Origin of the sequence: Myxococcus sp. AB056 (assembly GCF_006547365.1) — a bacterium.
Taxonomy (GTDB): Bacteria; Myxococcota; Myxococcia; order Myxococcales; family Myxococcaceae; genus Myxococcus; species Myxococcus virescens.
The window spans coordinates 12,693-38,126 of sequence record NZ_VHLB01000053.1 but is presented as its reverse complement, the minus strand read 5'-3'; the positions used below and the strand labels follow the sequence as shown (position 1 = coordinate 38,126).

The window sequence follows — 25,434 nt, the reverse complement described above, 5'->3', positions numbered from 1 at the left end:
AGAGGTGCCGCCTTGTCGCCCGAGCCCCGCAACCGCGTCCTTGAGAAGATGCTTGAGCGGCTCTACGCCGCGCTCGCATCCGGCCCCAGCCTCAACAGCCGGCCGCACAACAGCCGCCAGCGCGTGGACCTCGCCACGCTGAGCCGATTGGATGGCACCGCGCCCCACACCTTGCTGGCCGCCCTGCTCGGGGAGAAGGCCCAGGCCCGGCTCGTGGTGAAGCCGCCGCCTCCGCCCCCCGAGGCTCGCCCACGCAAGGGCTCCGCCCAGGCCCGCGCCGCTCGCACCCAGGACGACGCTGCCACGGGGACGGATGCCGACGACCTGCCGGACGCGGCGCCCAAGGCCGCGCACGCACTGGACGAAAACCACGCCCCTTCCCACGACGTGGATTCCGACGCCGCGCTTCCACTGGACACCCCCCAAGGGCCTTCCCGCCACGCGCGTCCCGACAACGCGCCTCCACCGGATGAGGCCCCCGCGCCTTCCCGCGCGGAAGAGGAACAGCAGGACCTGCTCCGCAAGCTGGCCACCATCGTCGAGGACGCCCGTACCTTCGAGCAGGACACCGGCGCGCACGTCCTTCACGTGGGCTTTCCCCTGCTCCACCTGCCACCGGGCGCCAAGGACAAGCGCGGCTTCGGCACCCGGCGAATCCTCGCCCCCATCGCCTTCATCCCCGTGCGACTCACGCTCAAGAAGGGCCGCGTGCCGTCGGTGGAGCTGGAAGGCGCCGAGGCCGGCGTGGACCGCGTGGCCCCCAACACCGCGCTGCTCGCCTGGCTGGAGCAGCAGACGGGCCAGCGGCTGGGCGACCTCTTCGCGGATGAAGCGGGCGAGGACCCGTGGCGCGAGCTGAACGAACTGGTGGCCGCCGTGTGCAAGGCCATGGAGCTGCCCGCGCCCGCCCCCTTCACGCCGGAAACCCTCCTGGCCCCCATTCCGCGAGGCGACGACGCCCAGCCCCAGGCCGCCATCCTCCCCAGCGCCGTGCTGGGGCTGTACCCCCTGTCCAACCAGAGCCTCGTGGACGACATGCGCGCGCTCCTGGACGGAGAGCCCATCTCCGGCCCGCTGGAGAGCTTCCTCCGCGTGGATGTCTCTCTCGGCCTGCCCCCAGGACACGGCGGTGGCGAGCCCAACCTGGAGGGGCTCAAGCGCACGGGCGAGGAGCGGCTCGTCACACTCGCGGACCCGTGCCAGGCGCGCGCGGTGCGGCTGGCACGCAGCAGCCGGGGGCTCGTCATCCATGGGCCTCCGGGCACGGGCAAGTCGCAGACCATCGCCAATGCCATTGGCGACCACCTGGCGCGCGGGGAGCGCGTGTTGCTCGTCTGCGACAAGCGCACCGCGCTGGACGTGGTGAAGCACCGCCTGGACCATCTCGGCCTGGGACACCTGTGCGCCGTCGTCCACGACGCCCAGCGTGACCAGCGCGACCTCTACATGGGCATCCGCGAGCAGCTCGACACGCTGCCGGAGACACGGACCGACGCGGCCGTGGCCAAGGAACTGGCGCGCATCGACACGGAGCTCCAGTCACTCCATGACGAACTGACGGCCGCCGACCGGGCCCTCTCCGAGCGCCCCGACGGAGGCACCGCGCCCTCCTTCCACGAGCTGGTGGGCCAGTGGTTCTCCGTGGAGGCCCCCGCCGCGCTCACGCCCGCCGTGTCGAGCCTCGCCCACGCACGGCTGGGCGACGTGACGCCGCACGAGCGCGAGGTGCGCGAGGTGCTGGAGCGCGGCGGCAAGGAAGGCTATCCGGAGAACCCGTGGCGCGAAGCCCTGGGCGGGGAGCTCGCCACGTACCTGGCGACGCCGCTGGCCACCTACCGCGAGCGCCTGAGTGCTATCGACAGCGCGGCGCGGGACGCGGATGCCCTCGTGTCACCAGACGTGCCTGTCTTCGGCGCGGACCCTCGGGCGGAGGGCGCGGCGCGCGCCGCCTTCGCGGAGAAGCTGGCACCACTGCTGGAGTCGGCCCGTCCGGACGTCCTCGCGCGGTGGGGCTCGGCGACGCCGGACGCGGTCCAGGCCGCGCGGACACAGCTCGACGGGCTGGCGGCACAGCGGCAGGTGCTCGCGGAAGGGCCGCTGGACGCGGAGCTGGCGCTGGTCCACCGCGAGCAACCCCAGGCCTTGAGTGTGCTGGCCACCGCGATGGCCGCGCTGGGCTCGTACCTGGACATCGCGCGCAAGTGGTACGCGTTCTTCTACTTCGCGCGGAAGGCCGGGGCGCGCCGGGTGCTCCAGCAGTTCGGTCTGACGCTGAGCATCCTCGCCGCGGAGCGCGTCACGCGGTTCTTCACGGGCGTGAAGGCCCGCGCGCTGCTCACCGAGTACCACCGCACCACGCTCGTCCCGGGCGACACCGCGACGCTCACCGACGACTCCTTGTCCCAGACGCTTCGCACCCACGCGGCGCTCTTCGAGCTGCTGCAGGAGTTGGAGCGCACGCCCTTGCTCGCGTCGTGCCGGGACGCGGTGCGGGCGGCCCTGACGGCGGACGCGGAGGCTCGCGCGGCGCTGCTGGCGGGCCTGCGGCTGTCCGCGGCCCGGGGCGACGCCGTCGCGCGGCTGGAGGCCCGGCTCACCGAAGCGGGGCTCTTCTCCGCGTCGTGGCTCGACTCGCGCTCGCGTGGGCTGCGCTCGGGCGAGCGTTTGGCATCCGTCACCACCGCCCTGGTGTCACGGCTCCCCACCGTGGAAGGTCTGCTGCGCATGCGCGCGGTGCTGACGGGCATGCCTCCGGCGCTGGAGTCCGCCGTGGAGCGGCTGGCGCGTCAGGGCGCGGAGGCCGAGGCCGGCTGGCGCGCGGTGCTGAAGGCGACGCTGGCGGCGGAAGCCTCCGCGCGCCTGAAGGAGGCTCCGGCGCTCCAGCACATCGACGCCGAGCGCGTGCGCACCACCCATTCGCACTACCGCATGCTGGAGGAGAAGAAGCGGGTCCTCGTGCGCGACGCCCTGGTCCATCGCTGGACGCAGCGCCAGCGCGAGCGGCTGCTCGCGGGCACGGGCGGCCGGCTCAACGGGCAGGGCGCGGAGCTCCGCCGACGACTGATGCTGCGAGGAGAGCGCGCCCTGCGCGTGCGTCAGGTCATCGCCACCGGTCAAGGCATCGAAGGGGGCGACCCGCTCTTCGACGTCCGCCCCGTGTGGATGGCCAGCCCGCAGACCGTGGCGCAAATCTTCCCCCGCCGCCCCATCTTCGACGTCGTCATCTTCGACGAGTCCTCGCAGTGCCGGCTGGAAGAGGCCCTGCCCGTCCTCACCCGCGCCCACCGTGTGGTCATCGCCGGTGACCCGAAGCAGTTGCCACCCACGCGCTTCTTCGAATCCGCCGTGGTGCAGAACGCGGAGCAGGAGGCCGAAAGCGAGCAGGGCCTCTTCGAGGAGCAGCAATCCGAGGTGGAGGACCTGCTGTCGGCGGCGCTCAACCTCGACATCGACCAGTGTTACCTGGACGTGCACTACCGCTCCCAGAACGCGGACCTCATCGCCTTCAGCAACGACCATTTCTACGACAAGCGGCTCCAGGCCATTCCCGCGCACCCGTCCCACAGCGTGCCCCACGCGCCATTGCGGCTGCTCCCCGTGGGCGGCACCTATGAGAAGCGCACCAACCTGGTGGAGGCTCGCGCCGTGGGCTCGCTGGTGAAGGAGCTGCTCTCACGGCCGCAGCCGCCGTCCATTGGCATCGCGTGCTTCAACCTCACCCAGCGCGACGCCATCAACGACGTCCTCGATGAGATGGCCGCCAGCGACGCGTCCTTCGCGTCGAGGCTCGCCGAAGCGCGCGTGCGCAGGGGCTCGGGCTCGTTCGAGGGGCTCTTCGTGAAGAATCTGGAGAACGTCCAGGGCGACGAGCGGGACCACCTCATCATCAGCACCACCTACGGCCCGGACCGGCACGGCCGCTTCTACCGGCGCTTCGGTCCGCTGGGCAGCGCGGGCGGAGGCCGGCGGCTCAACGTGCTGGTGACGCGAGCGCGGGAGCAGATTCACCTCGTCACCTCGATTCCGCGCGAGTCCTACCAGTCCGCGCCCCCCATCGAAGCGGGCCGGCAGCCCAACGGCGGCTGGCTCCTCTTCGCGTACCTGCGCTTCGCGGAGGCCTTGGAATCGGCCTACGCCCAGGACGCCCAGCGCGAGCCCGAGGACACCGTGTCCGAGGCGTCGCGGCCCGCCGAGACAGCGGAGGTGTTCGTGAGACCCACGGACGCGGGATCAGCCTTCGCGCAGGCCCTGGCAGGACATCTGGCCACGCAGCACCGCGTGTCCTCGGAGGTCCACTGGGGCAATGACGGCTTCTGCGTGGACGTCGCGCTCCGGCACCCCACCCGCCCGGGCGATGTCACCGTCGGCGTGCTGTGTGACGGCACGCGCTACCCCAAGGCCGCGGACCGCGTGGAGTGGGACCTCTTCCGCACGGGCGTGCTGGAGGGCCAGGGCTGGCAGCTCGTGCGGATGTGGACGCCCTCCTTCTTCCGCGACCCCGAGGGTGCCACCACCCAGGTCCTCCAGGCCGCGGGCGACAAGCTGATGCGCGAGCCTTCCGCCTCGCCTCAGGCGGCCATGTCCGCGCGGGGCGTGGTGCACTGAGGCGGAGGCGGCGTCACTTCGCCTTCGCCTCCGGCAGCCACAACACGCCGAGCTCCAGCTCCACCGCTTCAAAGGGCTCGGCGCGGACGCGCTCGTCATCCGACCACGTGCCCAGTTCGAGCCACCGCCCTCCGCTCAGCCGGAACACCTCCAGTGTCCGCGCCTGAGGGTCCACGAGCCAGACGTGCCCGACGCCCTCCCGCGCGTAGATGCGCTTCTTGCTCGAGCGGTCCACGGCCGCCGTGGAAGGTGACAGCACCTCGCAGACCCAGTCCGGTGACAGCGTGAAGTAGGGTGTATCCGGGACTTCCGGCATCCGGTCGCGGCGCCAGCCCGCCAGGTCCGGTACCAGCACGTCCGCGCCGAAACGCAGCTCCGGCTCATGCAGGAGCCACCAGCCTCCGGGACCGCCCTGTCCCAAATCGAAGGGATTGAACAGCCCACTGAGCAGCGCCGAGCTGGCCCGCGCATGTCGGCTCGCCGGTCTGGGCTGAGCGATGAGCTCCCCGTCGATAATCTGTCCCACCTGGTGTTCCGGCAGCGCCACCAGGTCCTCGTAGGTCGCCGGGCGCTTCGTCTCGTGGCCCATTCCCGTGTCCCGTTCCTCTCTCACCGTGATGGCCGACAGCTCCTGAATCATGGCCCCCGCCTCCCCGGAGTGGAACCCCACTCCTCGTTGCATGTCCAGGCTCGACACTACCCGTCAGGTCCGACACCCAGTTACCAACCCATAAGCCCCCATGGACCTCTCACCCCAGAGAGGGAAGAATGCTTGGCGTCCCATGCGTTCCTCCCGTTCTTTCGCGTTCGTCCTTTCGATGTTCCTCCTGTCCGCGCCCGTGCTCGCGGACAACAACGCGGATGAAGCGGACATCGCGTTCGAGCTCGGCAACGATGCCTATTCCAAGGGGCAGTACGCCGAGGCGTTGCGCTCCTACTTCACCAGCTACCGCCTGGTGCCCAACCGGAACGTCCTCTTCAACATCGCCCGCTGCTTCGAGGCGCTGGGCAAGTTCAACGAGGCGTACCGCTACTACAACGACCTGCTCGCCGAGGACCTGCCCAAGGAGGACGCCGCCGAGGTCTCCCGCTCCGTGGACCGGCTCCGTCCCAAGGTCGCGCTGGTGCGCGTCACCTCCAATCCCAAGGGCGCCGACGTCTACGTGGACCGCATGGACCTGGGCAGCCGGGGCCGCTCTCCGCAGACGCTCGCGCTGACGCCCGGCCGTCACAAAATCATGGTGAAGAAGGAAGGCTACCGCGCCGCGGAGGCCACGCTCACCCTGGTGCGCGGCCGTGAGACGGACCAGACCTTCGACCTCACGCTCATCACCGGCGGCGTGGAGGTGACGGGCACGCCGGAGGGCGCCGAGATTCGCGACGCCCCCAACGGCAACATCCTGGCCCGCGTGCCCGGCCGCGTGCGGCTGCCTCCCGGCCAGCGCGTGCTGCACGTGCGCGCCCCCGGCTACGCGCCCAGCCAGTACGTGGTGGATGTCCCCGCCGACGGCAACGTGCCTGTCGCCGTGGCGCTGCGTCCCCAGGACCGGCCCACCGGGCGGCTCGTCGTCACCGCCAACCGCGACGGCGCCACGGTGCGCGTGGATGGCAAGCCCGCCGGCTTCACCCCCACCGTCGTCACCCTCCCCGAAGGCGAGCACACGCTGGAGGTGGAGAGCCGCGAGGTGCGCCCGCTCCGCCAGACGGTGAAGGTGGTGGCCGAGGAAGAAGTGAAGGTCCACGCCGAGCTGCGCTACGCGCCGCCTCCGGTGCGCGCCGCATCGAAGAGCCTGGTCGCCGTCGACGAAGCGCCCGCCTCCACCACCGTGCTCACACAGGAGGAGCTGCGCGCCTTCGGCTGGCGCACCGTCGCCGAGGCCGTGGCCGGTGTGCGCGGCTTCTATCTCACCGACGACCGGACCTATACGTACATGGGCGTGCGCGGCTTCTCCCCGCCGGGCGACCTCAACACGCGCATCCTCATCCTCTGGGATGGCCACTCCATGAACGACGTCTGGGCCGGCCAGGGCTTCGCCGCCCGCGACCTCAGCGTGGACATCCAGGAAGTGGAGCGCATCGAGGTGGTGCGCGGCCCTGGCAGCGCCCTGTACGGCACGGGCGCCTTCTTCGCCGTCATCAACGTGGTCCCCCGTGAGTCGCTGGGTTCGGACAAGCACCTGGAAGTCACGGGCGCGGTGGGCGCGCTCGGCACCACCCGGGGACACGCCACCGCGTCGTGGGAGGACGGCAACCGCTCAGTGCTGGTGAGCGCCGCCGCCTTGACGTCCACGGGCGCGGACACCACCCGGCTGGGCTCCAGCGGTCCCATCATCACCGGGCTGGACGCGGAGCGCGCCGCCGGTGGCTCCCTCCGGGCCCGCGTGGGCGACCTGTCCTTCCAGGCCCAGTTCAACGTGCGCACCAAGGAGTTGCCCACCGCGCCCTACGGCACCGTGCCCGGCACGGAGGGCAACATCGTGGAGGACCTGCGCGCCTTCGCGGAGGCCCGCTACGAGCGCCAGTTCACCGAGCGCTTCAGCCTGTCCGTGCGCGGCGCGTTCGACATCAGCCGCTACGAGGGCACCTACGTCTACCCGGAGGAGGACGGCGGCGCCCGGACCGAGGGCGGCGCGGCGGACTGGCTCACCGGCGAGGCCCGCGCGCGCATCGGCCTGTTCGAGGGCAACGTCTTCACGCTCGGCGTGGAAGGTCAGGCGCAGCTTCGCGTCCGGCAGGACGCCGGTGATTTGCCCTTGGAGACCCAGGCGCGCACGCTGGTGTCCGCGTACCTGCTCGACGAGTGGAAGATCCACCCGCGGCTGAGCGTGTCGGCCGGTCTGCGCCTGGACAAGTACGTGGACCTGGACAGCACGCCCATCACCCCGCGCCTGGCCGTCATCGCCCGGCCCTACGAGCGGGGCCTCACCAAGCTGGTGGCGGGTAACGCCTTCCGCGCGCCCAACGTCTACGAGCTCTACTACGCGGACGGCATCTCCCAGGGCGCGGCGCTGAACCTGCGGCCGGAGACCATCACCACCTTCGAGCTGGAGCACTCGCACGACCTGACGGACGAGCTGCGCCTCACCGTCGCTGGCTACCACAACCGCATCTCCAGCCTGGTGCAGCTCACCGCGGAGGACTCGGCTTCAGGCGACTGCGGCACCGCCGCGTGTCTGCGCTTCATGAACACCGACGGCACCACACTCGCCTGGGGCGCCGAGGCCGGCGTGCACTGGCAGCCGGGCCGCTGGCTGCTGGTGGACGTGAGCTACTCCTACGTGACGCTGCGCAACGCCTCGGAGGAAGTGGCCTCCGCGGCGCCCGCGCACCTGGTGGCGGGCCGGATGATGCTGCCCATTGGCGCCGGCGACATGCGCGTGGCCACCCAGGCCATCTACCAGAGCGCCCGGCCCACCGGCCCGGGCGGCGCGGACAGCGGCGAGGCACTGCTGGTGGGCTTCGGCCTGTCGGGTGACTACGGCCCCCTGCGCTACTTCGCCGGCGTGCACAACCTGCTGGACGCCCGCTACTCGCTGCCGGTGTCGGACGAGAACTCCATCGCCCCCGTGCCCCAGTACGGCCGCACCTTCACGCTCCAGCTCACGGGGACTTTCTGACGTGACGGCCGGCGCCACCTTCACCTTCATCCAGCCCGGGCATCCGCTCTACGCGGGCGAGCTGGAGCTGCGCTTCCGCGTGCTGCGCGAGCCGCTCGGCTACACGCGTGACGACGTCGCCTTTCCCTTCGAGGCGGACAGCCTGCACCTGGTGGCGCACCAGGAGGAGGGGGTGCTCGGCTGCGTCCTCTTCAACCCCGAGGATGCCCACGGCGGACGGCTGTTCCAGATGGCCGTGGCCTCCCACCTCCAAGGGCAAGGGCTGGGTGCCCGGCTGGTGCGTACGCTGGAAGCGGAGCTGGTGCGGCGCGGCTTCACCCATGTCCACCTGCACGCGCGCGAACCGGCGGTCCCGTTCTATGAGCGGCTGGGTTACGCCGTCTTCGGCGCCCCCTACACCGAGGTGGGCGTCCCCCACCGCAACATGCGCAAGACACTCGGGGCCTAGCGGACCTACGAGCGCCTAAACCGCCTCGATGAATCCCCTAAACACCGGAGCGTTTGTTCCGATGAAAGGGGTGGTGATGGGGCAGCAGCCATTCAGCGGCGTCACCCGAGGAGCGGTGCCGCTGTGGTGCAAAGCCCTCGCGCAAGGAGGCGTCAGGAGGCTGCGGCGCAAGCCGCATCAGGGCCGGCCCTCACGGCTGAGCTCCTCGGAGTGGAAGCAAGTGGCCCGAGCATTCAAGGCCGGCGCCGTTCGGGCCGTCTTTCCCACGGAGCGATGGACCCTTCCACGCATCGCACGTCTCATCGAGCAACGCTGGGGCGTGCGGTACCAGCCGCGCTCCTTGTCGAGGCCACTGCATCGGCTGGGGTTCTCCGCGCACCGCCCTCGTCCCCAGGCTCGCGAGCGGGATGATGCGCTCATCGAAGCCTGGGGAAGAAGAGACTGGCCTCGCATCAAAAGGGGGCTCGAAGAAGCAGGAGGACGATTGCCTTCTTGGATGAGACGGGTCCCACGTTTCGGGCCCGCCTGGGCACCACCTGGGCGCCGGTGGGGCAAGTCCGAGTCCTCAAGCGTCTGAGCAGGCGCCGTAAGGTGTCCAGCGTCGTGCTGCTGACGCTGCCCCGCGGGGGCGTGAACGCCCCAAGGTGTTCGCTCGTCACTTCGTCGGCGCTGTCCACGACAAGGAAGTCATCGCCGCAATGCGGTACTTCCGTCGGCGCCTCGGACGCCCCCTCGTCATTATCTGGGACCGCCTTCAGGCGCACCGTTCCAAGGCGGTCAGCGCTTGGCACGAAGGGAATTCCGTGCCCTACAGCATCGTCCCGATGTCCTCCGCGTCCTCTTCGAGCATGCCGGGCTCCATGTTGAGCGGACTTGCCGAGGTGGTTTAGAGGTGCCGCTTGAAGTAGCGCGCGGTCTCCTCCCACATGCGCTCGGCCAGCACCGGGTCGAACACCATGTGTGGCATGCCGCTGAGGGGCAGGAACTCGTGGGGCTGGCCCGCCCGAAACAGCGCGTCCGAAAGCTTGAGGGCGTGGAAGAAGAGGACGTTGTCGTCCGCAGTGCCATGGATGAACAGGAGCTTTCCCATGGGCTGGTCGGCCTTCACGTGAGTGAGGAGCGAGGCCTGCTCGTAGGCCTGGGGGTGCTCGTCGGGTAGGCCGAAGAAGCGCTCCGTCAGGTGTGAGTCGTAGTCGCGCCAGTCCGTCACTGAGGACACGGCCACCGCGGCCTTGAAGACGTCCGGGCGGGTGAGCACGGCCAGCGCGGACATGTAGCCGCCGTTGCTCGCGCCAGTGATGCCCACGCGGCTCAGGTCCATTTCCGGCACCTCGGCCGCGAGCGCGCGCAGCGCGGCCACCTGCTCGTCCAGCAGCAGCCGGGGCCAGTCGTACTTCGGCTTGCGCAGCTTCGCGTCGGCGGTGGGCGAAACGCCTCGCCCGTCCAGTTTCACCACGATGAAGCCCTCGTCCGCGAGCCACTGGTTGGTGAGGTGCTGCTGCATGCTCTGGTACACCATGGGGATGCCGGGCCCCGCGTAGATGTCCACGATGACGGGCAGCTTCACGCCGGGCTTCGCGTCGCGAGGACGCACCAGCGACGTGGGGTAGCGCTCCTTGCCCACGTACCGCACCTCCACTCGCGGCTGGAACGGCGGCTCCTTCGCCACCGAGGGCAGCTCGCCCACGCGAGTGCCGTCCGCCTTCATCACAGTGGTGTGACGCATGCGCCGGGGGCCCTCGGACGTGATGGCCAGCAAGCCGCCCCGCTTGGACATCCGGGCCAGCTCCAGCGCCGGGCTCTCCGAGGTGACGCGGGTGGGCTTCCCGCCCGGGCTCAGGCGCCACACGTAGCGCTCGTCGGAGGTTGGGCCGCCGGTGAAGTAGACGGTGCCGTCCTTCTCCACGTAGCCCGCCATGTCATAGAAGCCCGCGCCGGGCGGCACGAGCGAGCGCACGAACTTGCCCGAGGCGTCGCGCAGCTCCACTTCGCCAGCGCCGTTGCGCTCTGTGTACCAGAGGAAGCCGCTTCCATCCTCCAGCCAGTGGGGGAACGTCTGGTGCAGCGTGAGCCATGCGTCGTCCCTCTCCACGAGCAGCGTGCGCGTGCTCCCCGTCCTCGGGTCCACCGCGAGCAGGAGCTCCTCCGTCTGGAGCCGGTTCTGCACCAGCACCGTCAGAGGGCCCTTCGCCGGCCAGCGCACCGTGGCGAGGTAGGGATACTTCTCCACGTCCCAGCGCACCCACGTCGTCTTGCCGCCTGTGATGGGGATGATACCCAGGCGCACCCGGGCGTTGGCCTTGCCGGCGCGCGGGAAGGCGAGCCGCCGCGCATCGTTCTCCGGGTGGAGCGCGTCCGCGATGGCGAGCTTCTCCACGCCGCTCGTGTCGGACTCCGTGTAGGCCAGGGCCTTTCCGTCCGGGCTCCACCAGTAGCCGGAGAAGCGCATCATCTCGCTCGTGGCGATGAACTCCGCCAGCCCGTGGCTCTTCTCCTCCGTGCCGCCCTTCGTCACTGGGTGCTCGGTGTTCGTGGCCAGGTCCAGGCGATACACGTCATGCCCCCGCACATAGGCCACCTGGGTGGCATCGGGAGAGAAGCGCACGTCCATGGCGCCGGGGCCCGTCTTCAGCTCCGTCACCTTCCCGGACGCGCGCGTGACGATGTACTGCTTGCCGGACAAGCCCACGAGCAACTTCTCGCCGTCCTCGGACAGGGCATAGGAACTCAGGCCCCGCGAGGACACACGCGCGGGCTCCTGGCGCGCCTTCGGCTCGACGGTGAGGTTCTCCCGGGCACGCTGCAGAAGGCTCTCCGCGGTGAGGTGCTCGCGCGTCTGTCCCGTGGCCACGTCGAACGCGTGGAGCGCGAGGGCGCGTGAGCCCTCCGGATTGCGCAGGAAGAAGAGCGTCTGCTCGTCCGGGGTGAAGCTCGTGCCCATGGGACGGCCGATGTTGAAGTAGCGCGTCTCCACGAGCTGGCGGATGAAGCCGTCCGACTTCGGCGCCGACTTCGGAGTGGGCACGGACTTGGGCTGGGCGAGGACTGGAGCGCTCAGCAGGACCAGAGCGGTGAGGAGGATTCGCATGGGGGTGTGGGAGGAGTCACCGGAATGATGGCTCATGACGCGGCGAGAGGATGGCATGGCCATGTTCCGGGAGAGTGAAGAGCCCATCGGCGTGGAGGGCAACGTGGCGCGTCAGATGATTGGCGTTGACCATGACAGTTCCATGGCACAGCCGCGAACGGGGAGAGCAATCGTCCGCAAGTGGCCAGTCCTGCTCGTTCAGACGATACGATCCGCTCAGCCGCCCCAAGCGCGCTCCGTTTACCCGGTCTCTGACACCCGTGGGGCTACTTCACGACTTTAGTGACATCCGCCAAGGGATACGCGTGCGCCACATCACCCCGCGCATCGCCCGCCGCGGTATCGAGTCGAGCGAGCGGCTGGGCCGCTACCGTTGGGTGGTGGAGCGCACCCTGGCCTGGCTCCACAGCTTCAAGCGGCTGCGCGTCCGCGAGGAGCGGCGCGCCGACCTCCACCTCGCGCTGCTTCAGCTCGGCTGCTGCATCGTGCTCCTGCGCCGAGTTGGACGGAGGTTGTGAAACGAGCTCTAAGCCGCCCGAGCCCCACGCCGGGTGAGCGAGGCCTCTGGCTCCTGCCTCTCGGGGCGAGCATGCCACGGCCTGCTCCTCCGAGAGGCGACCCGATGGATTGACGCACCCATTCGAGGTTGCTATCGCCGGGCGCTCCCCACCCTCTCAATCCGGCGCATGTCCCCGAGCCCACAGCACCGCCTCCGGCCATGGATCAAGAGACTGGGTGCGCCGCTCCTCTTCATCCTCGGCCTCTATGCCATCGCAGACGTGGACTGGTGGTGCCCGGCGCCCCTTTCCGAGAGCCCCCGCGTTGCCGCCGCCGACATGGTCAAGGGGCCGCTCCAGGCTGGCGCGGGAGTGGAGGACATCATCGCGCCCTTGCCGGTCGCTTCCGCCGGTTATGGCCCCTTGCGCCCCGCGGCCACGGAAGCAACCACTCCACTGGCCGTCAGGGCCCTGGTGCTCCAGTCTGGCGACCTCCGCGTGGCCATCGTCTCGACGGAGCTGTTGCTCCCCCCTTCCTCGATGCGACTCTCCCTGGCGGCCCTCCTCCAAGAGTTGAAGGTCACCGAACTGTTCGTGACGGCCACGCACACCCATTCCTCCATGGGGAGCTACGAACCGTCCTCCCTCTTCCAACTCGGCGGAGTCGGGCGGTTCCGCCCAGCCGCGAGAGAAGCCATCATCGCGGCGACAAGCAGCGCCTTGCGGCGGGCGGTGGACACACTCACCCCGGTCTCCGTCGAGCTGGGTGAGGGCATCGTCCCCGACCTCATCGTCTCTCGCGGTCGCGCCGAACCCCATGTCGATGCCCGGTTGACACGTCTGGTCTTCCGACACGAGCAGCGAAAGGTCGCGGAGCTCTCCATCTTCTCGGCGCATCCGACGCTCGCCCCCCACAAGTCCCGGACCCTTTCGGGAGACTATCCGGGGCGGTACAGCCGCACGCTGGAGGAGGAAGGTGGAGTGGTTCTCTTCCTCCAGGGCATGGTCGGGAATGCTCGGGCAACCCTCCCCTCACAGGAGAGCGACTCCCCCTCCCGGGATGCGCTCTTCGCAACGCTCCTGACGCACGCGGCTCGCGGCATCCATCCCACTCCCGTCCCGGCGGAGGGACTGGCCTACACGCGGGTCCAGGTGAAGCTCCCGCGCCCCGATGCAAGCCGACTCGTGCCCGTCGGCCTGCACGGCGTCACCGAGAACGCCCTGTGCCACCTGGGCCCTCGCCAGGCCGAGGCTTCTCGACTGAGCCTGGGGGCCGTGAGCTTGCTGTTCGTGCCAGCCGAAGTGACGCTTCCAGCGGGCCGCCTGCTCGAGGCAGCGGGCGGCGCAACCCGCGTCATCTCGCTCACGGGTGACTACATCGGCTATCTGGATTCGTCCGAGCACGTCCGGAATCGGAGCGGTGAGAGTCAGCTCCAGTACTTTGGCCCCGAGCTCCTCGAGACCTTCGTCCGGGCCGCCGCGTTGACGGCCTCCAGCCTCGAGAGCCCCTGACCCTGCGACGTCGGCTGTCCGCGGGACGCCACGCACCGGCCGCGACGCCCTCAGCCAGCATCTTCGAAGCCACCCGGGACGCCCCTGCAAGCCAGGACCCGATGCTATGACAGACGCATGTCGACGCTGAAGGAGTGGCTCCTGGCGGTCCTGCCGTTCACGGCGCTGGTCCTGCTCTGGCGCTTCTCGGTCTCGCGCGAGAAGCGGCACACCCAGACGCTCTACCGCGCCATCGACGAAGGGGCCGTGAGCGAGGTCCAGGCCATCCTCTCGAAGCAGGCCTTCCCGAACCTGCGCTCGGTGGTCGTCGCGAGCGCCATCGTGAGGGCCGTCGAATCCAGACAGGTTGCCGTGCTCGACTTCCTGCTCAGCCCCGAGCTGAAGCCCGTGACGCTCACCCAGAAGCTCGATTCCTTCCTTCACGACCAGGCGATGAAGGGTGGCTGGAGGGGCGTGGTGCTCTGGCGCTCGCGGAACTCGCACCTGTTCTTGCCCTGGAGGGACCTGAGCAAGCGGGACAAGCTCCGGCTGAGGGCCATGGCCACCCGCGTCGTCGAGGCGGAGCCCTCGAATGTCTTTCTTCGCCACGACGTCCGAGGATGGACCGTCGCCTGAAACGACGAAGGGCCCGTGCGTGTGCACGAGCCCTCGTGGAACGTCACCCGCGCGAGGCGAGGCCCTCGCGCCGCCGCTCCCCCAGGGTCATCGACTGGACGCGGGCTGCAGGAACAGCAGGTAGTGGTCCGGAAGGCCGTCGTACTCGGACACGATGGAGTAGCCCGCCTGCTGGGCGGCGGCGACGAGCGGCGGGCGCATCGCCCGAAGGTGCGTCACCGCGATACGGCCATTCGGGGTGAGGGCGAGACGCAGCCTGGTCAGGTAGGCCACACGGTCCGAGAGGAAGTGGTCCACCTCGGAGAGAAGGATGAGGTCGTACGCGCCGGGTTCGAGGCCTGGCTCGTCCGGTTCCACCTTGCGCACCACGACGTTCTTCCGCTCGGACATCCGTGCGCGAAGCCGCTTGATGGCCTCGTCGTTGATGTCGGTCGCGACCACCTGTCCCGCCGGACCGACGGCCTCCGAGAGTCGCTGCGTGAAGTAGCCCAGGCCCGCTCCGACATCGGCAATCCGCTGTCCCGGCGTAATTCCCAGCGCGGCGATGAACCTGGCAGGCTGACGGGACTGGTCATACGAGGCCTGCACGCCTTCGACCCCTCCGAGGCCATGGAGGTCGGCGGGCTGCTCCGCCGCGGGGGCCTCCGTCGGCGTCCGGGATGGCTCGGGGCGCTTTTCCTCTCCGCCCTCGGAGCGACATCCGCCTGTCGCGGCCGTCACCAGACAGAGCAGCAGCCGCGCGAGACGACGGGGCGTTGCATGGGCACGAAAGAGAGTCATTCCGGGCGACCTCTTCGGAGGGGAGGAGCAACGGGTGCTCCTTCGAGGATTACACCCCATGCTGGCTCATGGCGTCAGGGGAATCCACTCCGACGCCGCGACGAGCCCGCCCGTGGCCACGTCCAGCGCCGCGAACTGCGCGCCCTGCACGCCCACGCGCCGGTTGATGCCGAAGGTGACGGACGGAGACACGCCCGTGTCGAAGTCGCGCAGCGCCTCCAGGTGCTGCACCATGCTGGCCCGCGTCACGTCCGCGCCAGTGCGCGTGAGGGCCTCCACCAGCACCCGTGCCGCCGCGTAGGCCCGAGCTGGAAGGCCGTGTGTCCCGGCTCCAGGCCATGCCGCGCCATGAACGCGGCGAACGCCTTCAAGTCGGGCGCGCGGGCTCCCAGCCCCGCCGGGTACACGAAGCGCACGCTCCCGGCCGGTGGACAGGCCGCTTGAGCCCCCTTGGGGCACACGCCTGCCCAGCCCCCGCTCCCATCAGGTGCGTGGCAGGAGCCTTCGCCTGTTGGCTGTCTTGAGCCTCAACACCCCACAGCCTGGGGTGGCCCTCCATCGATGCGCCGTACTCGCCGCGTGCGCCGTGCTCGGACGCTGACAAGAAGCCTTCGGGCACGCTCCAGATCACAGGATGTCAGCACCGTTCTGCTGACGTCACGAGCCGGTCACAGCCACGGTCACGAGGCTTGCCTGGATGCCCGCCCCTCGGGGTGCCGACCGCCCTTCGGCCCTTGCACCGTGCGCAGATGTCTTTGGGCTTCGCGTTCTCCAAGGACTCCGCGTGACCGCATGGACAGGACTGCCACCTTCTTTCGATCCCACCCGACGATCCCAGCTGTTTCACGGCAGCTTTCCCGTGTCATGACAGTCGATTGCGCTTCTCGCTTCGGGGTCCTTCTCATGGCCGATTCCCGGACCTCCAGTCCGGTGAGTCGACACCCGATAAAAACCCCATGCCCCCATTCCGAAGTCTGTGGATCGCGGCCGCCCTACTGATGGCCGCCTGTGGAACGACTGAGCTCGCGCAGCCCGACGACGTACAGGATGCGACGACGGCCCAGGGCCTCTCCACGCTCTCCGTGCGAGGAACCACCAGCGCGAGCGGCCTGGCCATCACCGCCCTCTCCATCCCCACCCCCGTCGGTACGGCCGCCGGAGATGTGCTGGTGATGCAGCTGAGCAATCGCGAGGCCGTCGCCGCCGTCGCCACCCCACCCGCTGGCTGGACGCTGCTGCGCTCCGAGCAGAGCGCCTCGGCCATCAAGTCCTGGCTCTTCCTCCGCGTGGCCAGCGCGGCCGAGCCGAGCAGCCACACCTTCACCCTCGACCTCGCCAGCTCCATGGCGGCCACCCTGGTCGCGGTGTCGGGCGCGGATCCACTCCAGCCGATCGACGTGCACGTGGGCCAGAAGAATGGCAACAGCGCGAGCCTCGCGCTGCCCGTCGCCACCACGTCGTCCGCGAACGGCCTCGCAGTGTGGTTCTCGGCCCAGGTCTGGGGAGGCGCCGCGTGCCCCGCGGTCCACACCCCTCCGACGGGCTTCACCGAGCAGCTCGACACCTGCCTCGTCTCGTCGTCGCGCGGCGTGCTGCACAGCGCCGCCACCTCGGAGCTCGGGGCCGCAGGTGCCCAGCCCGCCTTCACCGGCAGCTCCACGCTCCCCAACACCAACATCACGCACGCGGTGGTGCTGCGTCCCGTCCAGCCGCCGGCCACTGGGGAAATCACCCTCGTCGGCACCACGCACGCGAGCGGCAAGACGGTCACCAGCCTGACCCTCTCGACCCCTACGGGCGTCGCCGCCGGTAACGTGCTGCTGGCGCACCTTGCGAACCGGAACCAGATCGGCGCCGAGCTCACCCCGCCTGCAGGTTGGACGCTGGTGCGCACCGACATGAGCACCTGGAGCATCCGCGGCTGGGTCTTCGTCCGCGTCGCCACCGCCAGCGAGCCCGCGAGCCACACTTTCCAGAGCTCCATCGCGAGCTACCTCGTCGGCAACCTCGTGGCGTATGCCGGCGTCGATCCGGCCAACCCGATCGACACGCACGCCGGCAAGAGCAACAGCGGCTCGACGGCCTTCACGACGCCGCAGCTGAGCACCTCGACCGCGGGCGGGGCTGCCGTCTGGTTCGGCGCGCAGGCGTGGACCGGCGCCGCGTGTCCGACCCCGGCGATCGAGCCCCCCGTGGGCTTCGCCGAGACCTACGACACCTGCCTGGTGTCCTCGTCCCAGGGCCTCGTCTTCAACGCCGCCTTCATGCCCCTCGCCGGTGCCGGCCTCCAAGGACCGTTCAACGGGAGCTCGACGTTCGCCGAGACCAACATCGCGCAGGTCGTCGCCCTTCGCCGCGCCGAGGTCGCGCCGTCCTCGGGGGTCGCGTTGCGTGGGAGCTCGCACCACAGCGGCCTGTCGATCGCTTCGCTGTCGATCCCCAAGCCGTCGGGGACCGAGGCCAACGACGCGCTCATCGCGCGGGTGACCGTGCGCAACAACATCTCCGCGACCGTCACGCCGCCCGCCGGCTGGACGTTCCTGCGCTCGGAGCAGAGCGCATGGGCCATCCGCACCTGGATCTTCTACCGTGTCGCGGGCGCCTCCGAGCCTGCGAGCTACGCGTTCGAACTGGACGCGACCACCCACATGGCGGGGAGCGTGGAGGCCTTCAGCGGCGTCGATCCGGTCCAGCCAATCGACGTGCACGCAGGCCAGAAGAACGGCGACTCCGCGTCGTTCACCGTGCCCGACGTGGCGACCGGCAGCGCGGGTGGCCTCGCCGTCTGGTACGGCTCACAGGTCTGGCCGGACGCCACCTGCCCTGCCACCGGCATCGAGCCGCCGCTCGGCTTCACCGAGGCCTTCGACGCGTGCCTGGGTCACACCAACGGGCTGCTCTTCAATGCGGCCTACCGGTCGCTCACCGCGCCGGGCCTTCAGACGGGCCTCTCCGGCAGCTCCGCGTTCGTGCAGACCAACACCGCGCACGTGATCGTCCTGCGCGCCGCCAACGCCCCCGCCTGCATGGTCGGCGACACGTACGCGAGCACCTTCACGCTCCAGGGCACCGTGACCGCGCCGGAAATCGTGGAGCCCTCGGGCCTGGCCGCGAGCCGCGTGGTCGGCAACGCGCTCTACGTGCACAACGAGGACACCACCGCGATCGTCGCGATCGACACGCTCAACGCGAGCACGATCGGCACGTTCAACGTGACCAACGTGACGCCGGCCGACTGGGAGGACCTCGCAACCGGGCCCTGCCCGAGCGGCTCGTGCATCTTCATCGGTGACATCGGGAAGTGGAGCGCCAACTTCCCTCCGGGTGGCAGCCCCACGTCGTTCACGATTTACCGCGTGCCCGAGCCGGATCTCGCCAACGGCCAGACCTCGGGGGGGCTCGTCGCCGAGGCCTTCCCATTCGTCTATCCGGACGGCGCGAAGGACGCGGAGTCGCTGATGGTGCACCCCACCACCGGGGACATCTACGTCGTCACCAAGAACGGGGGCACGGGGCAGAGCGGCGTGTACAAGTTCCCCCAGCCGCTGACGCCGGGCGTGCAGGCCACGCTGATTCACGTCCACACGATCCAGCTGCCGCTGAACGGAGACGCCAACTTCTCGGCCGCGACCGCGGCGGCGATCCACCCATGCGCGGATCGCTTCCTCCTTCGCACCTACCGCACTGTCTACGAGTTCCGTGCGACGCCGGGACTTGGCTTCGAGTCGGCCGTCTTCGCGACGCCCGTCACGCTGACCGACACCACCGAGGGCCAGGGTGAGGCGATCGAGTACGAGGCCAACGGCGCGAGCTACTTCACGATGAGCGAGAGCCCCTCGCCCTTCAAGCTCAAGCGCGTGCCCCTGCAATAGGACCGCGTCGACACGCCGAGGAGCAAGGCCGGTCGTGGGGCACGTCCCCATGGCCGGCCTTGCTGTTCCGAGTTGGGAGCTCGCGCTCGGTGCCGCCGTTCACGCGGTCGTACACACGGCATCCCGCCTGAAGCCCAGGCACACCCGCGGGCTGCTGACGGCCCCGGTGCGCACCTGGCGCGCGTTCGTCCGCGGGCTCGACGAGCAGTCCACCTACGGGCGCGACTACGAGGCGCTGCTCGAGCGCAACGTCGAGGACCTGCGCGCGGAGCTCGGGATCGGAGCGGGTCCCCACCGAGCGGGCCTCGGCGCCGCGCTTCGCTTCGCCGCAGCGATCACTGCGGGCGCGGTGGTCGGCTCGCTGATGATGCTGGTGCTCGTCTCTCCCATCACCCTCGCGCTCTGGTGGCGGGGCCGAAGGGCCAAGGCCCAGGCGCTGGCCGCCGCGCCCTGAGGGACGCGCCGGACCGGACGCGGGTGAACCGCGCTGACCCACCACCTCGCCGCGCGGGCGCGTGGCGTTGAACCGCTTGGCGCTGTCGTGTGACGTCAACTCGTACGCCAGCCCACCGAACAGCGGCGCGCCGACTGCGGACACCAGCACTCCCCAGTCGGCGTACTCGCTACGGATGAAAGCGCTCGCGACGACGCCGAGGGTCACGCCGACGGCCACACCAGCCAGCATGCTCCACCAGGCGCCGTCTCCGTCCATCCAGTGGCCCACCAGCAGCGAGCCAGCCACCAAACCCGCGGTGGCAGCAAAGAGGCCACCCAGGCCCCCGAGGACGGAGCAGAGCATGTTGACACCGCACGTGCCGCTGATGACGAGGATCCCGGTCGCGCCCAGGAAGGTGCCACCAACCGCTCCCCCCAAGGACACGAGCACGAGGCGGGGCAGGTTCACGCTCAGCAACCATTGGTCCGCGTGACGCGTGTCTTCGGGCTGCAGGCCCGATGGCTCGAGCGTCACGGGGGCCTCTTCCGACACCTGCGCCGCGCCCTCGTCCTGGGGCAACGCCTGTGACTCGGCTCGCGCAGCCATCGGCGCGAACACCATCGCCACGGCTACCATCATCCATCCGCTCAACGGCATCGCGTGCACCAGGCGTCCCCGTGGGACGCGAGTCCATTCGCGCATCAGGACCGTTTAGGTCCAGACAGAATCGCGAATCGACACAGGCGCTCGAAGACATGGTGCGATTACCGCAGTGCGAACGGCCTGAGCCGCTTGAGCTGGGTTGCGGTATGTCTACCCCTCAAGCACCAACATTGAGCGACCCTCAGGCTCCCACACGCCGACAGCTACCCTGCCAGGTTCCAGGCTTTTGAGTGACTCGATGTCTCCACTTTCACGCAGATCAATGGGGAAGTCCGCGCGCACGGGGCTCCCAAGGTCTTGATCGGTGAGGATGAGGGAGTCTTCGACCGCGTACAACGCAATGCGCTCCTCGTCGACCCAGCAACCCGGAAGACCGATGCCGTTTTCTGCATCCAATTCGTCCGCAGTGAGGCGACCTGTTTCTTCTAACGAAGGCCACGCAAAGACGCGAGCAACCTCAGGATCGTCCGGGTAGGGGGTTACGAGGAGCTTGGTGCCAGATGGATTGAAGCCCGCGATGACAGGATCCTGCCCAGCCAGAATTTCTTCAACGCGCAGTGAACCACCAGCGAGTTCGATCTTGTAGGTGCTGGATCCTGACTGCCCCATCGGCAGCTCCACGAGGAGCGTCGGTGATGATGGATGGCGGGTGATGAACGCGGTCGCATCTTCAGCCGCCACCTGAACGTCGTCCAAGATCTTCCCCGAAGCGGGATCGATCAGCAGGATACGGTGCGTGCTGTCGCCAGGCGCCGTAGCGATGATCAGTTCCTCGACACATGCGGCAGCATCACAAACGAGATCAGGAACCACAACTGCGTGGTCACCTACGATGAGCAGGTTCTTCCCGTCTGACAACACGAGACGTTCGAGGCCGCGGGCGGCGAGGAGAAGCGTGGCATCGGTGTCGTAAGCGGCAATCACATCAAGATTGCTGTTCAGTAGCCTGACTGCCCCCTCCTGCAAGCACGCGTAGCGGTGCGGTTCTGGACCCGTGCCTGCGGGAACCAGGGTGATTGGACCCGCAATCATATTGACCAATACCGGAGAGTTGTTCACCCGAATACTGTAATCGCCCCGCAGTAATTCGTGCCTCAAACGTTTTTGCCGGGGATGCCAGCCAGCAAGATTCGAAGCTCGGAAGGCCTCGCGGACTGTTACATTGTCTGCGCTGGGGACTTCTCAGGTCTCCGGGCGATACGAGACGATGGCCGGACGCGTCGCCGTCCTCCATCCGGACCCGGTGACTGCACGCGCAGGAGTTGGCGAGGTGGCGCGAGAGCTCCGGGAGTGGGGGAACCATGAGGCCCCGTTCCGTTGCGCCTTCGCGCTTCTCTCCGCAGCGGAGGGCCTCGAGCGCTCCGCCGAAGACGAGGCCCTCCACGCCGCCGGGTCCACCGCTGCGGACCTGTCGCCCCGTCTACGCCAGTGCCTGCACGGAAACGCCCTTTTGCCGCCTGTAGGGATGCCGGCAGCGGAAGGCCCAAGGAGGTCATCGTCGAGCGACGCTTCTTGGCCGCGCGGCCCCGGCGCCGGGGCCCCTCCCTCCGGGGCCCCTCACCCGGTCCTGCGCACCGGGGCCTCGGCGAGGAAGTTCTCCGCCGAGTCGTCCAGCTCGTCCATCCACTTGCGACGGTGCGGCGTGGCGCGGGTGCCGGTGACGATCGACGTGAAGGTGCGGTCGCGGTAGCCGAGGATGTCCTCCTGCTTGTCGCGCAGCCACTGCTTCAGCAGCTCCGCGACCTTCTCCACGCTGAAGCCCGGGTAGTCGGTGCGGTCGAGCAGGTCCCGGATGTAGTCGGTTTGGAAGTCCACCGCCCCGAACGAATCCTGGATCCCCTCCTCACGCTCGACCCACGCCGCGATGTCCGCCTCGCGCTCCTCGGCGGACGGCAGCGCGGTGCGCCCCATGATCACGTCGCGCACCAGCCATGCCTGGGCGTCGAACATGTTGAAGGTGTAGTACTGGTCCTGCATCCCCAGGTAGGCGAGCTCCGGCTGGCCTTGCCAGAACACGCCCTTGTAGAGCCCCGGCGGGTAGAGCCGGTTGTGGCTCTCCAGGCGCAGCGCATTGGGAAGGAAGCGGTACTTGTGCTGGTAACCCGTGCACAGGATGACCGCATCGAGCGTCGCGGAGGTCCCATCCGCGAAGTGCGCGCGGTTCCCCTCGAACCGCTTCACCAGTGGTACCTCCTTCATGCCCATAGGCCACCTGAAGCCCATGGGGGCGGACCGGTAGCTGATGGTCACCGACTTCGCGCCCAGCTTGTGGCACTGCACGCCGATGTCCTCGGCGGAGTAGCTGCTCCCGATCAGCAGGAGATTCTTTCCCGCGAACTCCTCGGCGCCGCGGAAGTCGTGCGCGTGCAGCACGCGACCGGGGAAGGAGTCGATGCCCTCGAAGAAGGGCACGTTCGGCGTGGAGAAGTGGCCGGTTGCGTTCACCACCCGGTCGAACGACTCCTCGCGGACCTCGCGCTTGGCGAGGTCGTCGACCACCACGGTGAACTTCCGGGTCTCCTCGGACCAGGAGAGCCAACGAACGATGGTGTTGAACTGGATGTACTTGCGGACGTCGCACTTCTCCACCCGCCCGCGGATGTAGTCGTAGAGCACCTCGCGCGGCGGATAGGACGGGATCGGCCGGCCGAAGTGCTCGTCGAAGGAGTAGTCGGCGAACTCGAGCGCCTCCTTCGGACCGTTCGACCACAGGTGCCGGTACATGCTGCCGTGCACCGGCTCGCCGTAGCGTCCCAGGCCGGTCCTCCACGTGTAGTTCCAGAGCCCGCCCCAATCCTCCTGCTTCTCGAAGCAGACGATTTCCGGGATCTCCGCTCCCTTGCGGGCAGCGGATTCAAACGCACGCAACTGGGCCAAGCCACTGGGGCCAGCTCCGATGATCGCGACACGAAGAGCCATCTGGACACACCTCGAGCAGGGGCGCTGCCCGGCGCAACTGGGCGCCGGCGACCGTCCCGCAGGTTCATGCACGTGGGCGCACGCGCCCCATGCACCGGAGTCCGTGGACTCCGGGTGGATGGAATGCCGAGCGGCGCAGAGGCCGGGGCAAGGAACGTCGGACGCGAGCGAGGGCGCCATCGACGCAGGAGCGTTTCGCATACCTGAGCGCGCGAGAACGACTTCCTATGGGGTCAAACCTTCAGCAGACTTGACCGTGGATGTCAACGCTCGAGCTGCCTTGCGCCCTGACAGCGTCCGCTCGCCCGCCCGCTCGCCCTGCAAGCGCACTCTTGGTGTCTCGACCGTCGACCGCAGGGATGCGCCATCGCTCAGCCAGCGCACCGACGCCTTGGGGACGGCGTCACCACAGCGAGAGCTCGGTCAGACTCAGCGACAGCCCGCCGTTGTCGGTCTTGCTGCGCAGGCGGATGTAGCGAGCGCTGGTCGCGGGGATGAACAATCCGACCCGACGCCTGCCCAGGACTCGCCGTCGACCGAGGTCTCGGCGACCACATCGGCGGTGATGCCGCGCACCACCAGCAGCGATGCAGGGCGAGCTGCGTCGAGGTCGACCGTCAACACGCGATCGGCTCGCGCGGATCCACACCCCTGGCCCAGGTCATCCGGCACGCAGCCGGTGTCCACGGGCGGCTGGAACCTGTTCACGAAGTCGCCGTCGGTCAGGGCGCACGCGGTGATGGCCACCGGCACACCGCTCCTGCGCACCTGCTTGAGGGACCAGAAATGGCCGCAGTCTGACGCCTGGAGCGAAGACGCCGTGGAACCTCGTGAGGTTTGCCCGAGGCGGAGGTACCAGGGACGCTACACGCCGTAACCGTTCCAGCCCGGTGAAGAGCAGGTGCGTGGTGCCGTCCGGCAGCGGGCGCTTCATCCGATAGGCGATGCGGCCGTCCTCCGCTCGTGACAGCCGCTCCAGCGCCAGCGCACCGCGCGCCCCGTAGCGGCATCGCCGTTCCAGTCCCTGCCTGTCGTTGGCATGCAGGTCCTTGCGTGGGCGGCGGCAACGCCTCGAAGCGCACGCCGCCCTCCCCCGGCACGAAGACGCCTTCCGGCACCAGCGCATGGCAGTGAGGCGTTACTTGCAAGGCCGAGCCGAAAAATTGCGTTCTTCGTGGGTTCGAATGCTACCGCACCCAGCCCACGAAGCCCTGAAGCTCTGGTCCCATCTGCGATGCCGGCACGTCGAGCCGGATGCTGGAAGCGGAGAGCGCGGTCAGGGTGGGGCTGTTCTCCAACTGGACGCGTTCCATCACCAGGAGCGAATCGAAGGTGTCCGGCCAGCACACCTCGCTTGCCTGGGAGCGCAGCAGGACCGTCGCGGCGAGGACGTGTGCGTCGTCGGGTGAGAACGCGAGGACCATGAGTCCACCCAGTCCCGTTCTCGGCTCGATGCCCGGTCGCGACGCGTCGAAGTTCGCCTGGAAGAGCGCTGGCGCGGGCACACGGTCGAAGGCGCAGGAGCGAGGCTGTCCTGAGTAGGTCGTGAGATAGGCCACGGGTTGGTGCTGCATCCAGGCCACGTGGCGCAGGAGTCGGGTGTCGACCTCGGAAGGGGCATCCACCTTCCTTCCATCCAGCAATGCGGTGGGAACCCCGGCTTCCGGTGTCGCTGGCAGCAGGAGCGTATGCACCCCGTCGGAGGAAACCGCACCGCGCGCGTGCGTGTCTCGTATGCCTCTTCCTGGCTCGAATTCGAAGAAGCGGCCGTCCTTCCCGACCTCGGCGGTTGCCTCACAGGAGAGCAGCGAGAAGGAGACGGCCCCCTGTGCGCTCCACCCTCGGGGGGTGAGCATCCCGTGCGTTGGACTCTCGAAGAGCCGCTCCACCTTGCCTGAACCCACCTCCACCGTGTGGACCTCCGCGAGCGGGCAGGGCCGCGACTCCGGACCGGTTCGCGCGAAGGACTCCAGGGAGAATGCGATCCGGGCGCCATCCGAGGACCAGAGGATGGGGCCCGCGCGGAACGGCCCCGGAGTCAGCGCGTGCTCGCGAAGGTCCAGCAGCATGCGTCGACCCGAGCCATCCGAATTGACGATCCACAGGAGGGCCCATCGGCCCGGGGATTCGTGCTCCTGCGCTTCCGGGCGTTCGACATAGGCCACCTGGCGCCCATCGGGAGAGATGGCGACGCCGCTCCATCCCAGCCCGTTTCCGTAGGGCCGGGTGGCCACCACCCGCCCGGTCCGTGTCAGTGCGTACTCGCTGTCCCCAGCAGGGGTGCGGACCCACAAGTCCTGTTTGCGGACCTGAAGCAGCCAGGGCCCTCCGCCCATGCGCCTGGCGGGCGAGGCTTCCTGTCCGGGGAGGGCTTCATGGGTT

The 25,434-nt window shown here is 69.1% G+C and carries 18 protein-coding genes; 9 read left to right on the top strand and 9 right to left on the bottom strand.

Annotated features, from left to right (window positions below):
* The first annotated feature begins 12 nt into the window (after positions 1 to 12).
* Positions 13 to 4,605: an AAA domain-containing protein gene (locus tag FMP39_RS22570; protein WP_141592335.1), complete on the top strand. Its 4,593-nt coding sequence runs from the start codon at positions 13 to 15 to the stop codon at positions 4,603 to 4,605.
* A gap of 13 nt (positions 4,606 to 4,618) precedes the next feature.
* On the opposite strand, the gene FMP39_RS22565 is transcribed toward FMP39_RS22570, so the two are convergent.
* Complete coding sequence (locus FMP39_RS22565; RefSeq protein ID WP_141592334.1) at positions 4,619 to 5,245, bottom strand: Uma2 family endonuclease; 627 nt, start codon at positions 5,243 to 5,245, stop codon at positions 4,619 to 4,621.
* Positions 5,246 to 5,387: 142 nt separating this feature from the next.
* Here FMP39_RS22565 and FMP39_RS22560 point away from each other — a divergent pair, with 142 nt between their 5' ends.
* The 3 genes from FMP39_RS22560 to FMP39_RS22550 are packed head-to-tail and all read left to right on the top strand — an operon-like array spanning position 5,388 to position 9,247.
* Positions 5,388 to 8,222: a TonB-dependent receptor gene (locus FMP39_RS22560; protein ID WP_228558234.1), complete on the top strand. Its 2,835-nt coding sequence runs from the start codon at positions 5,388 to 5,390 to the stop codon at positions 8,220 to 8,222.
* A gap of 1 nt (position 8,223) precedes the next feature.
* On the top strand, positions 8,224 to 8,670 hold the full coding sequence (locus FMP39_RS22555) for a GNAT family N-acetyltransferase (RefSeq protein WP_141592332.1): 447 nt from the start codon (positions 8,224 to 8,226) through the stop codon (positions 8,668 to 8,670).
* A gap of 28 nt (positions 8,671 to 8,698) precedes the next feature.
* Positions 8,699 to 9,247, top strand: coding sequence for a winged helix-turn-helix domain-containing protein (locus FMP39_RS22550; RefSeq protein WP_368667074.1), 549 nt, complete (start codon positions 8,699 to 8,701; stop codon positions 9,245 to 9,247).
* A 309-nt stretch (positions 9,248 to 9,556) separates the two neighbouring features.
* Here FMP39_RS22550 and FMP39_RS22545 read toward each other — a convergent pair whose 3' ends face one another.
* Complete coding sequence (locus FMP39_RS22545; protein ID WP_228558233.1) at positions 9,557 to 11,794, bottom strand: DPP IV N-terminal domain-containing protein; 2,238 nt, start codon at positions 11,792 to 11,794, stop codon at positions 9,557 to 9,559.
* A gap of 95 nt (positions 11,795 to 11,889) precedes the next feature.
* Here FMP39_RS22545 and FMP39_RS38705 point away from each other — a divergent pair, with 95 nt between their 5' ends.
* From FMP39_RS38705 to FMP39_RS22530, 3 genes are all read left to right on the top strand, one after another.
* Entirely contained in the window at positions 11,890 to 12,276 is a 387-nt protein-coding gene (locus FMP39_RS38705; protein WP_368667073.1) for a transposase, read from the top strand.
* A gap of 168 nt (positions 12,277 to 12,444) precedes the next feature.
* Positions 12,445 to 13,767: a neutral/alkaline non-lysosomal ceramidase N-terminal domain-containing protein gene (locus tag FMP39_RS22535; RefSeq protein ID WP_141592328.1), complete on the top strand. Its 1,323-nt coding sequence runs from the start codon at positions 12,445 to 12,447 to the stop codon at positions 13,765 to 13,767.
* A gap of 117 nt (positions 13,768 to 13,884) precedes the next feature.
* The gene (locus FMP39_RS22530) at positions 13,885 to 14,382 is read left to right on the top strand and encodes a hypothetical protein (RefSeq protein WP_141592327.1); all 498 of its coding nucleotides are present in this window, start codon (positions 13,885 to 13,887) and stop codon (positions 14,380 to 14,382) included.
* A gap of 87 nt (positions 14,383 to 14,469) precedes the next feature.
* On the opposite strand, the gene FMP39_RS22525 is transcribed toward FMP39_RS22530, so the two are convergent.
* Positions 14,470 to 15,162, bottom strand: a complete 693-nt coding sequence (locus tag FMP39_RS22525) for a class I SAM-dependent methyltransferase (RefSeq protein ID WP_228558232.1) — start codon at positions 15,160 to 15,162, stop codon at positions 14,470 to 14,472.
* Positions 15,163 to 15,228: 66 nt separating this feature from the next.
* Positions 15,229 to 15,447, bottom strand: a complete 219-nt coding sequence (locus FMP39_RS22520) for a hypothetical protein (RefSeq protein WP_141592326.1) — start codon at positions 15,445 to 15,447, stop codon at positions 15,229 to 15,231.
* Between the two features lie 671 nt (positions 15,448 to 16,118).
* On the opposite strand from FMP39_RS22520, the gene FMP39_RS22515 reads away from it, so the two are divergent.
* Both FMP39_RS22515 and FMP39_RS22510 read left to right on the top strand, forming a co-directional pair.
* Complete coding sequence (locus FMP39_RS22515) at positions 16,119 to 19,034, top strand: cell wall anchor protein (protein WP_141592325.1); 2,916 nt, start codon at positions 16,119 to 16,121, stop codon at positions 19,032 to 19,034.
* Positions 19,035 to 19,083: 49 nt separating this feature from the next.
* Positions 19,084 to 19,488 (top strand): hypothetical protein, encoded by a 405-nt coding sequence (locus FMP39_RS22510; protein WP_228558231.1) that lies wholly within the window; start codon positions 19,084 to 19,086, stop codon positions 19,486 to 19,488.
* Positions 19,489 to 20,283: 795 nt separating this feature from the next.
* Here FMP39_RS22510 and FMP39_RS22505 read toward each other — a convergent pair.
* The 5 genes from FMP39_RS22505 to FMP39_RS22490 all read right to left on the bottom strand — a co-directional run bounded on the left by FMP39_RS22505 (position 20,284) and on the right by FMP39_RS22490 (position 25,388).
* On the bottom strand, positions 20,284 to 21,192 hold the full coding sequence (locus tag FMP39_RS22505; protein WP_228558230.1) for a hypothetical protein: 909 nt from the start codon (positions 21,190 to 21,192) through the stop codon (positions 20,284 to 20,286).
* A 498-nt stretch (positions 21,193 to 21,690) separates the two neighbouring features.
* The gene (locus tag FMP39_RS22500) at positions 21,691 to 23,052 is read right to left on the bottom strand and encodes an NAD(P)/FAD-dependent oxidoreductase (RefSeq protein ID WP_141592324.1); all 1,362 of its coding nucleotides are present in this window, start codon (positions 23,050 to 23,052) and stop codon (positions 21,691 to 21,693) included.
* 429 nt (positions 23,053 to 23,481) lie between these two features.
* Complete coding sequence (locus tag FMP39_RS37525; RefSeq protein WP_194858522.1) at positions 23,482 to 23,799, bottom strand: hypothetical protein; 318 nt, start codon at positions 23,797 to 23,799, stop codon at positions 23,482 to 23,484.
* Positions 23,714 to 24,178 carry a transposase gene (locus FMP39_RS38115; RefSeq protein ID WP_228558229.1) on the bottom strand — a complete coding sequence of 155 codons (465 nt, stop codon included), beginning with the start codon at positions 24,176 to 24,178 and terminating at the stop codon, positions 23,714 to 23,716. The genes FMP39_RS37525 and FMP39_RS38115 overlap by 86 nt, the downstream gene beginning before the upstream one ends.
* Positions 24,179 to 24,239: 61 nt before the next feature.
* Positions 24,240 to 25,388, bottom strand: coding sequence for a hypothetical protein (locus FMP39_RS22490; RefSeq protein WP_141592323.1), 1,149 nt, complete (start codon positions 25,386 to 25,388; stop codon positions 24,240 to 24,242).
* Positions 25,389 to 25,434 lie beyond the last annotated feature (46 nt).

Bases quoted from the DNA above. Each gene is read 5' to 3' on its own strand.
- FMP39_RS22565 (WP_141592334.1), bottom strand. From the start codon at position 5,245: ATGATTCAGGAGCTGTCGGCCATCACGGTGAGAGAGGAACGGGACACG.
- FMP39_RS22560 (WP_228558234.1), top strand. From the start codon at position 5,388: ATGCGTTCCTCCCGTTCTTTCGCGTTCGTCCTTTCGATGTTCCTCCTG.
- FMP39_RS22550 (WP_368667074.1), top strand. From the start codon at position 8,699: ATGAATCCCCTAAACACCGGAGCGTTTGTTCCGATGAAAGGGGTGGTG.
- FMP39_RS22545 (WP_228558233.1), bottom strand. From the start codon at position 11,794: ATGAGCCATCATTCCGGTGACTCCTCCCACACCCCCATGCGAATCCTC.
- FMP39_RS38705 (WP_368667073.1), top strand. From the start codon at position 11,890: ATGACAGTTCCATGGCACAGCCGCGAACGGGGAGAGCAATCGTCCGCA.
- FMP39_RS22535 (WP_141592328.1), top strand. From the start codon at position 12,445: ATGTCCCCGAGCCCACAGCACCGCCTCCGGCCATGGATCAAGAGACTG.
- FMP39_RS22530 (WP_141592327.1), top strand. From the start codon at position 13,885: ATGTCGACGCTGAAGGAGTGGCTCCTGGCGGTCCTGCCGTTCACGGCG.
- FMP39_RS22525 (WP_228558232.1), bottom strand. From the start codon at position 15,162: ATGACTCTCTTTCGTGCCCATGCAACGCCCCGTCGTCTCGCGCGGCTG.
- FMP39_RS22515 (WP_141592325.1), top strand. From the start codon at position 16,119: ATGCCCCCATTCCGAAGTCTGTGGATCGCGGCCGCCCTACTGATGGCC.
- FMP39_RS22510 (WP_228558231.1), top strand. From the start codon at position 19,084: ATGGCCGGCCTTGCTGTTCCGAGTTGGGAGCTCGCGCTCGGTGCCGCC.
- FMP39_RS22500 (WP_141592324.1), bottom strand. From the start codon at position 23,052: ATGGCTCTTCGTGTCGCGATCATCGGAGCTGGCCCCAGTGGCTTGGCC.
- FMP39_RS38115 (WP_228558229.1), bottom strand. From the start codon at position 24,178: ATGCGCTGGTGCCGGAAGGCGTCTTCGTGCCGGGGGAGGGCGGCGTGC.
- FMP39_RS22490 (WP_141592323.1), bottom strand. From the start codon at position 25,388: ATGGGCGGAGGGCCCTGGCTGCTTCAGGTCCGCAAACAGGACTTGTGG.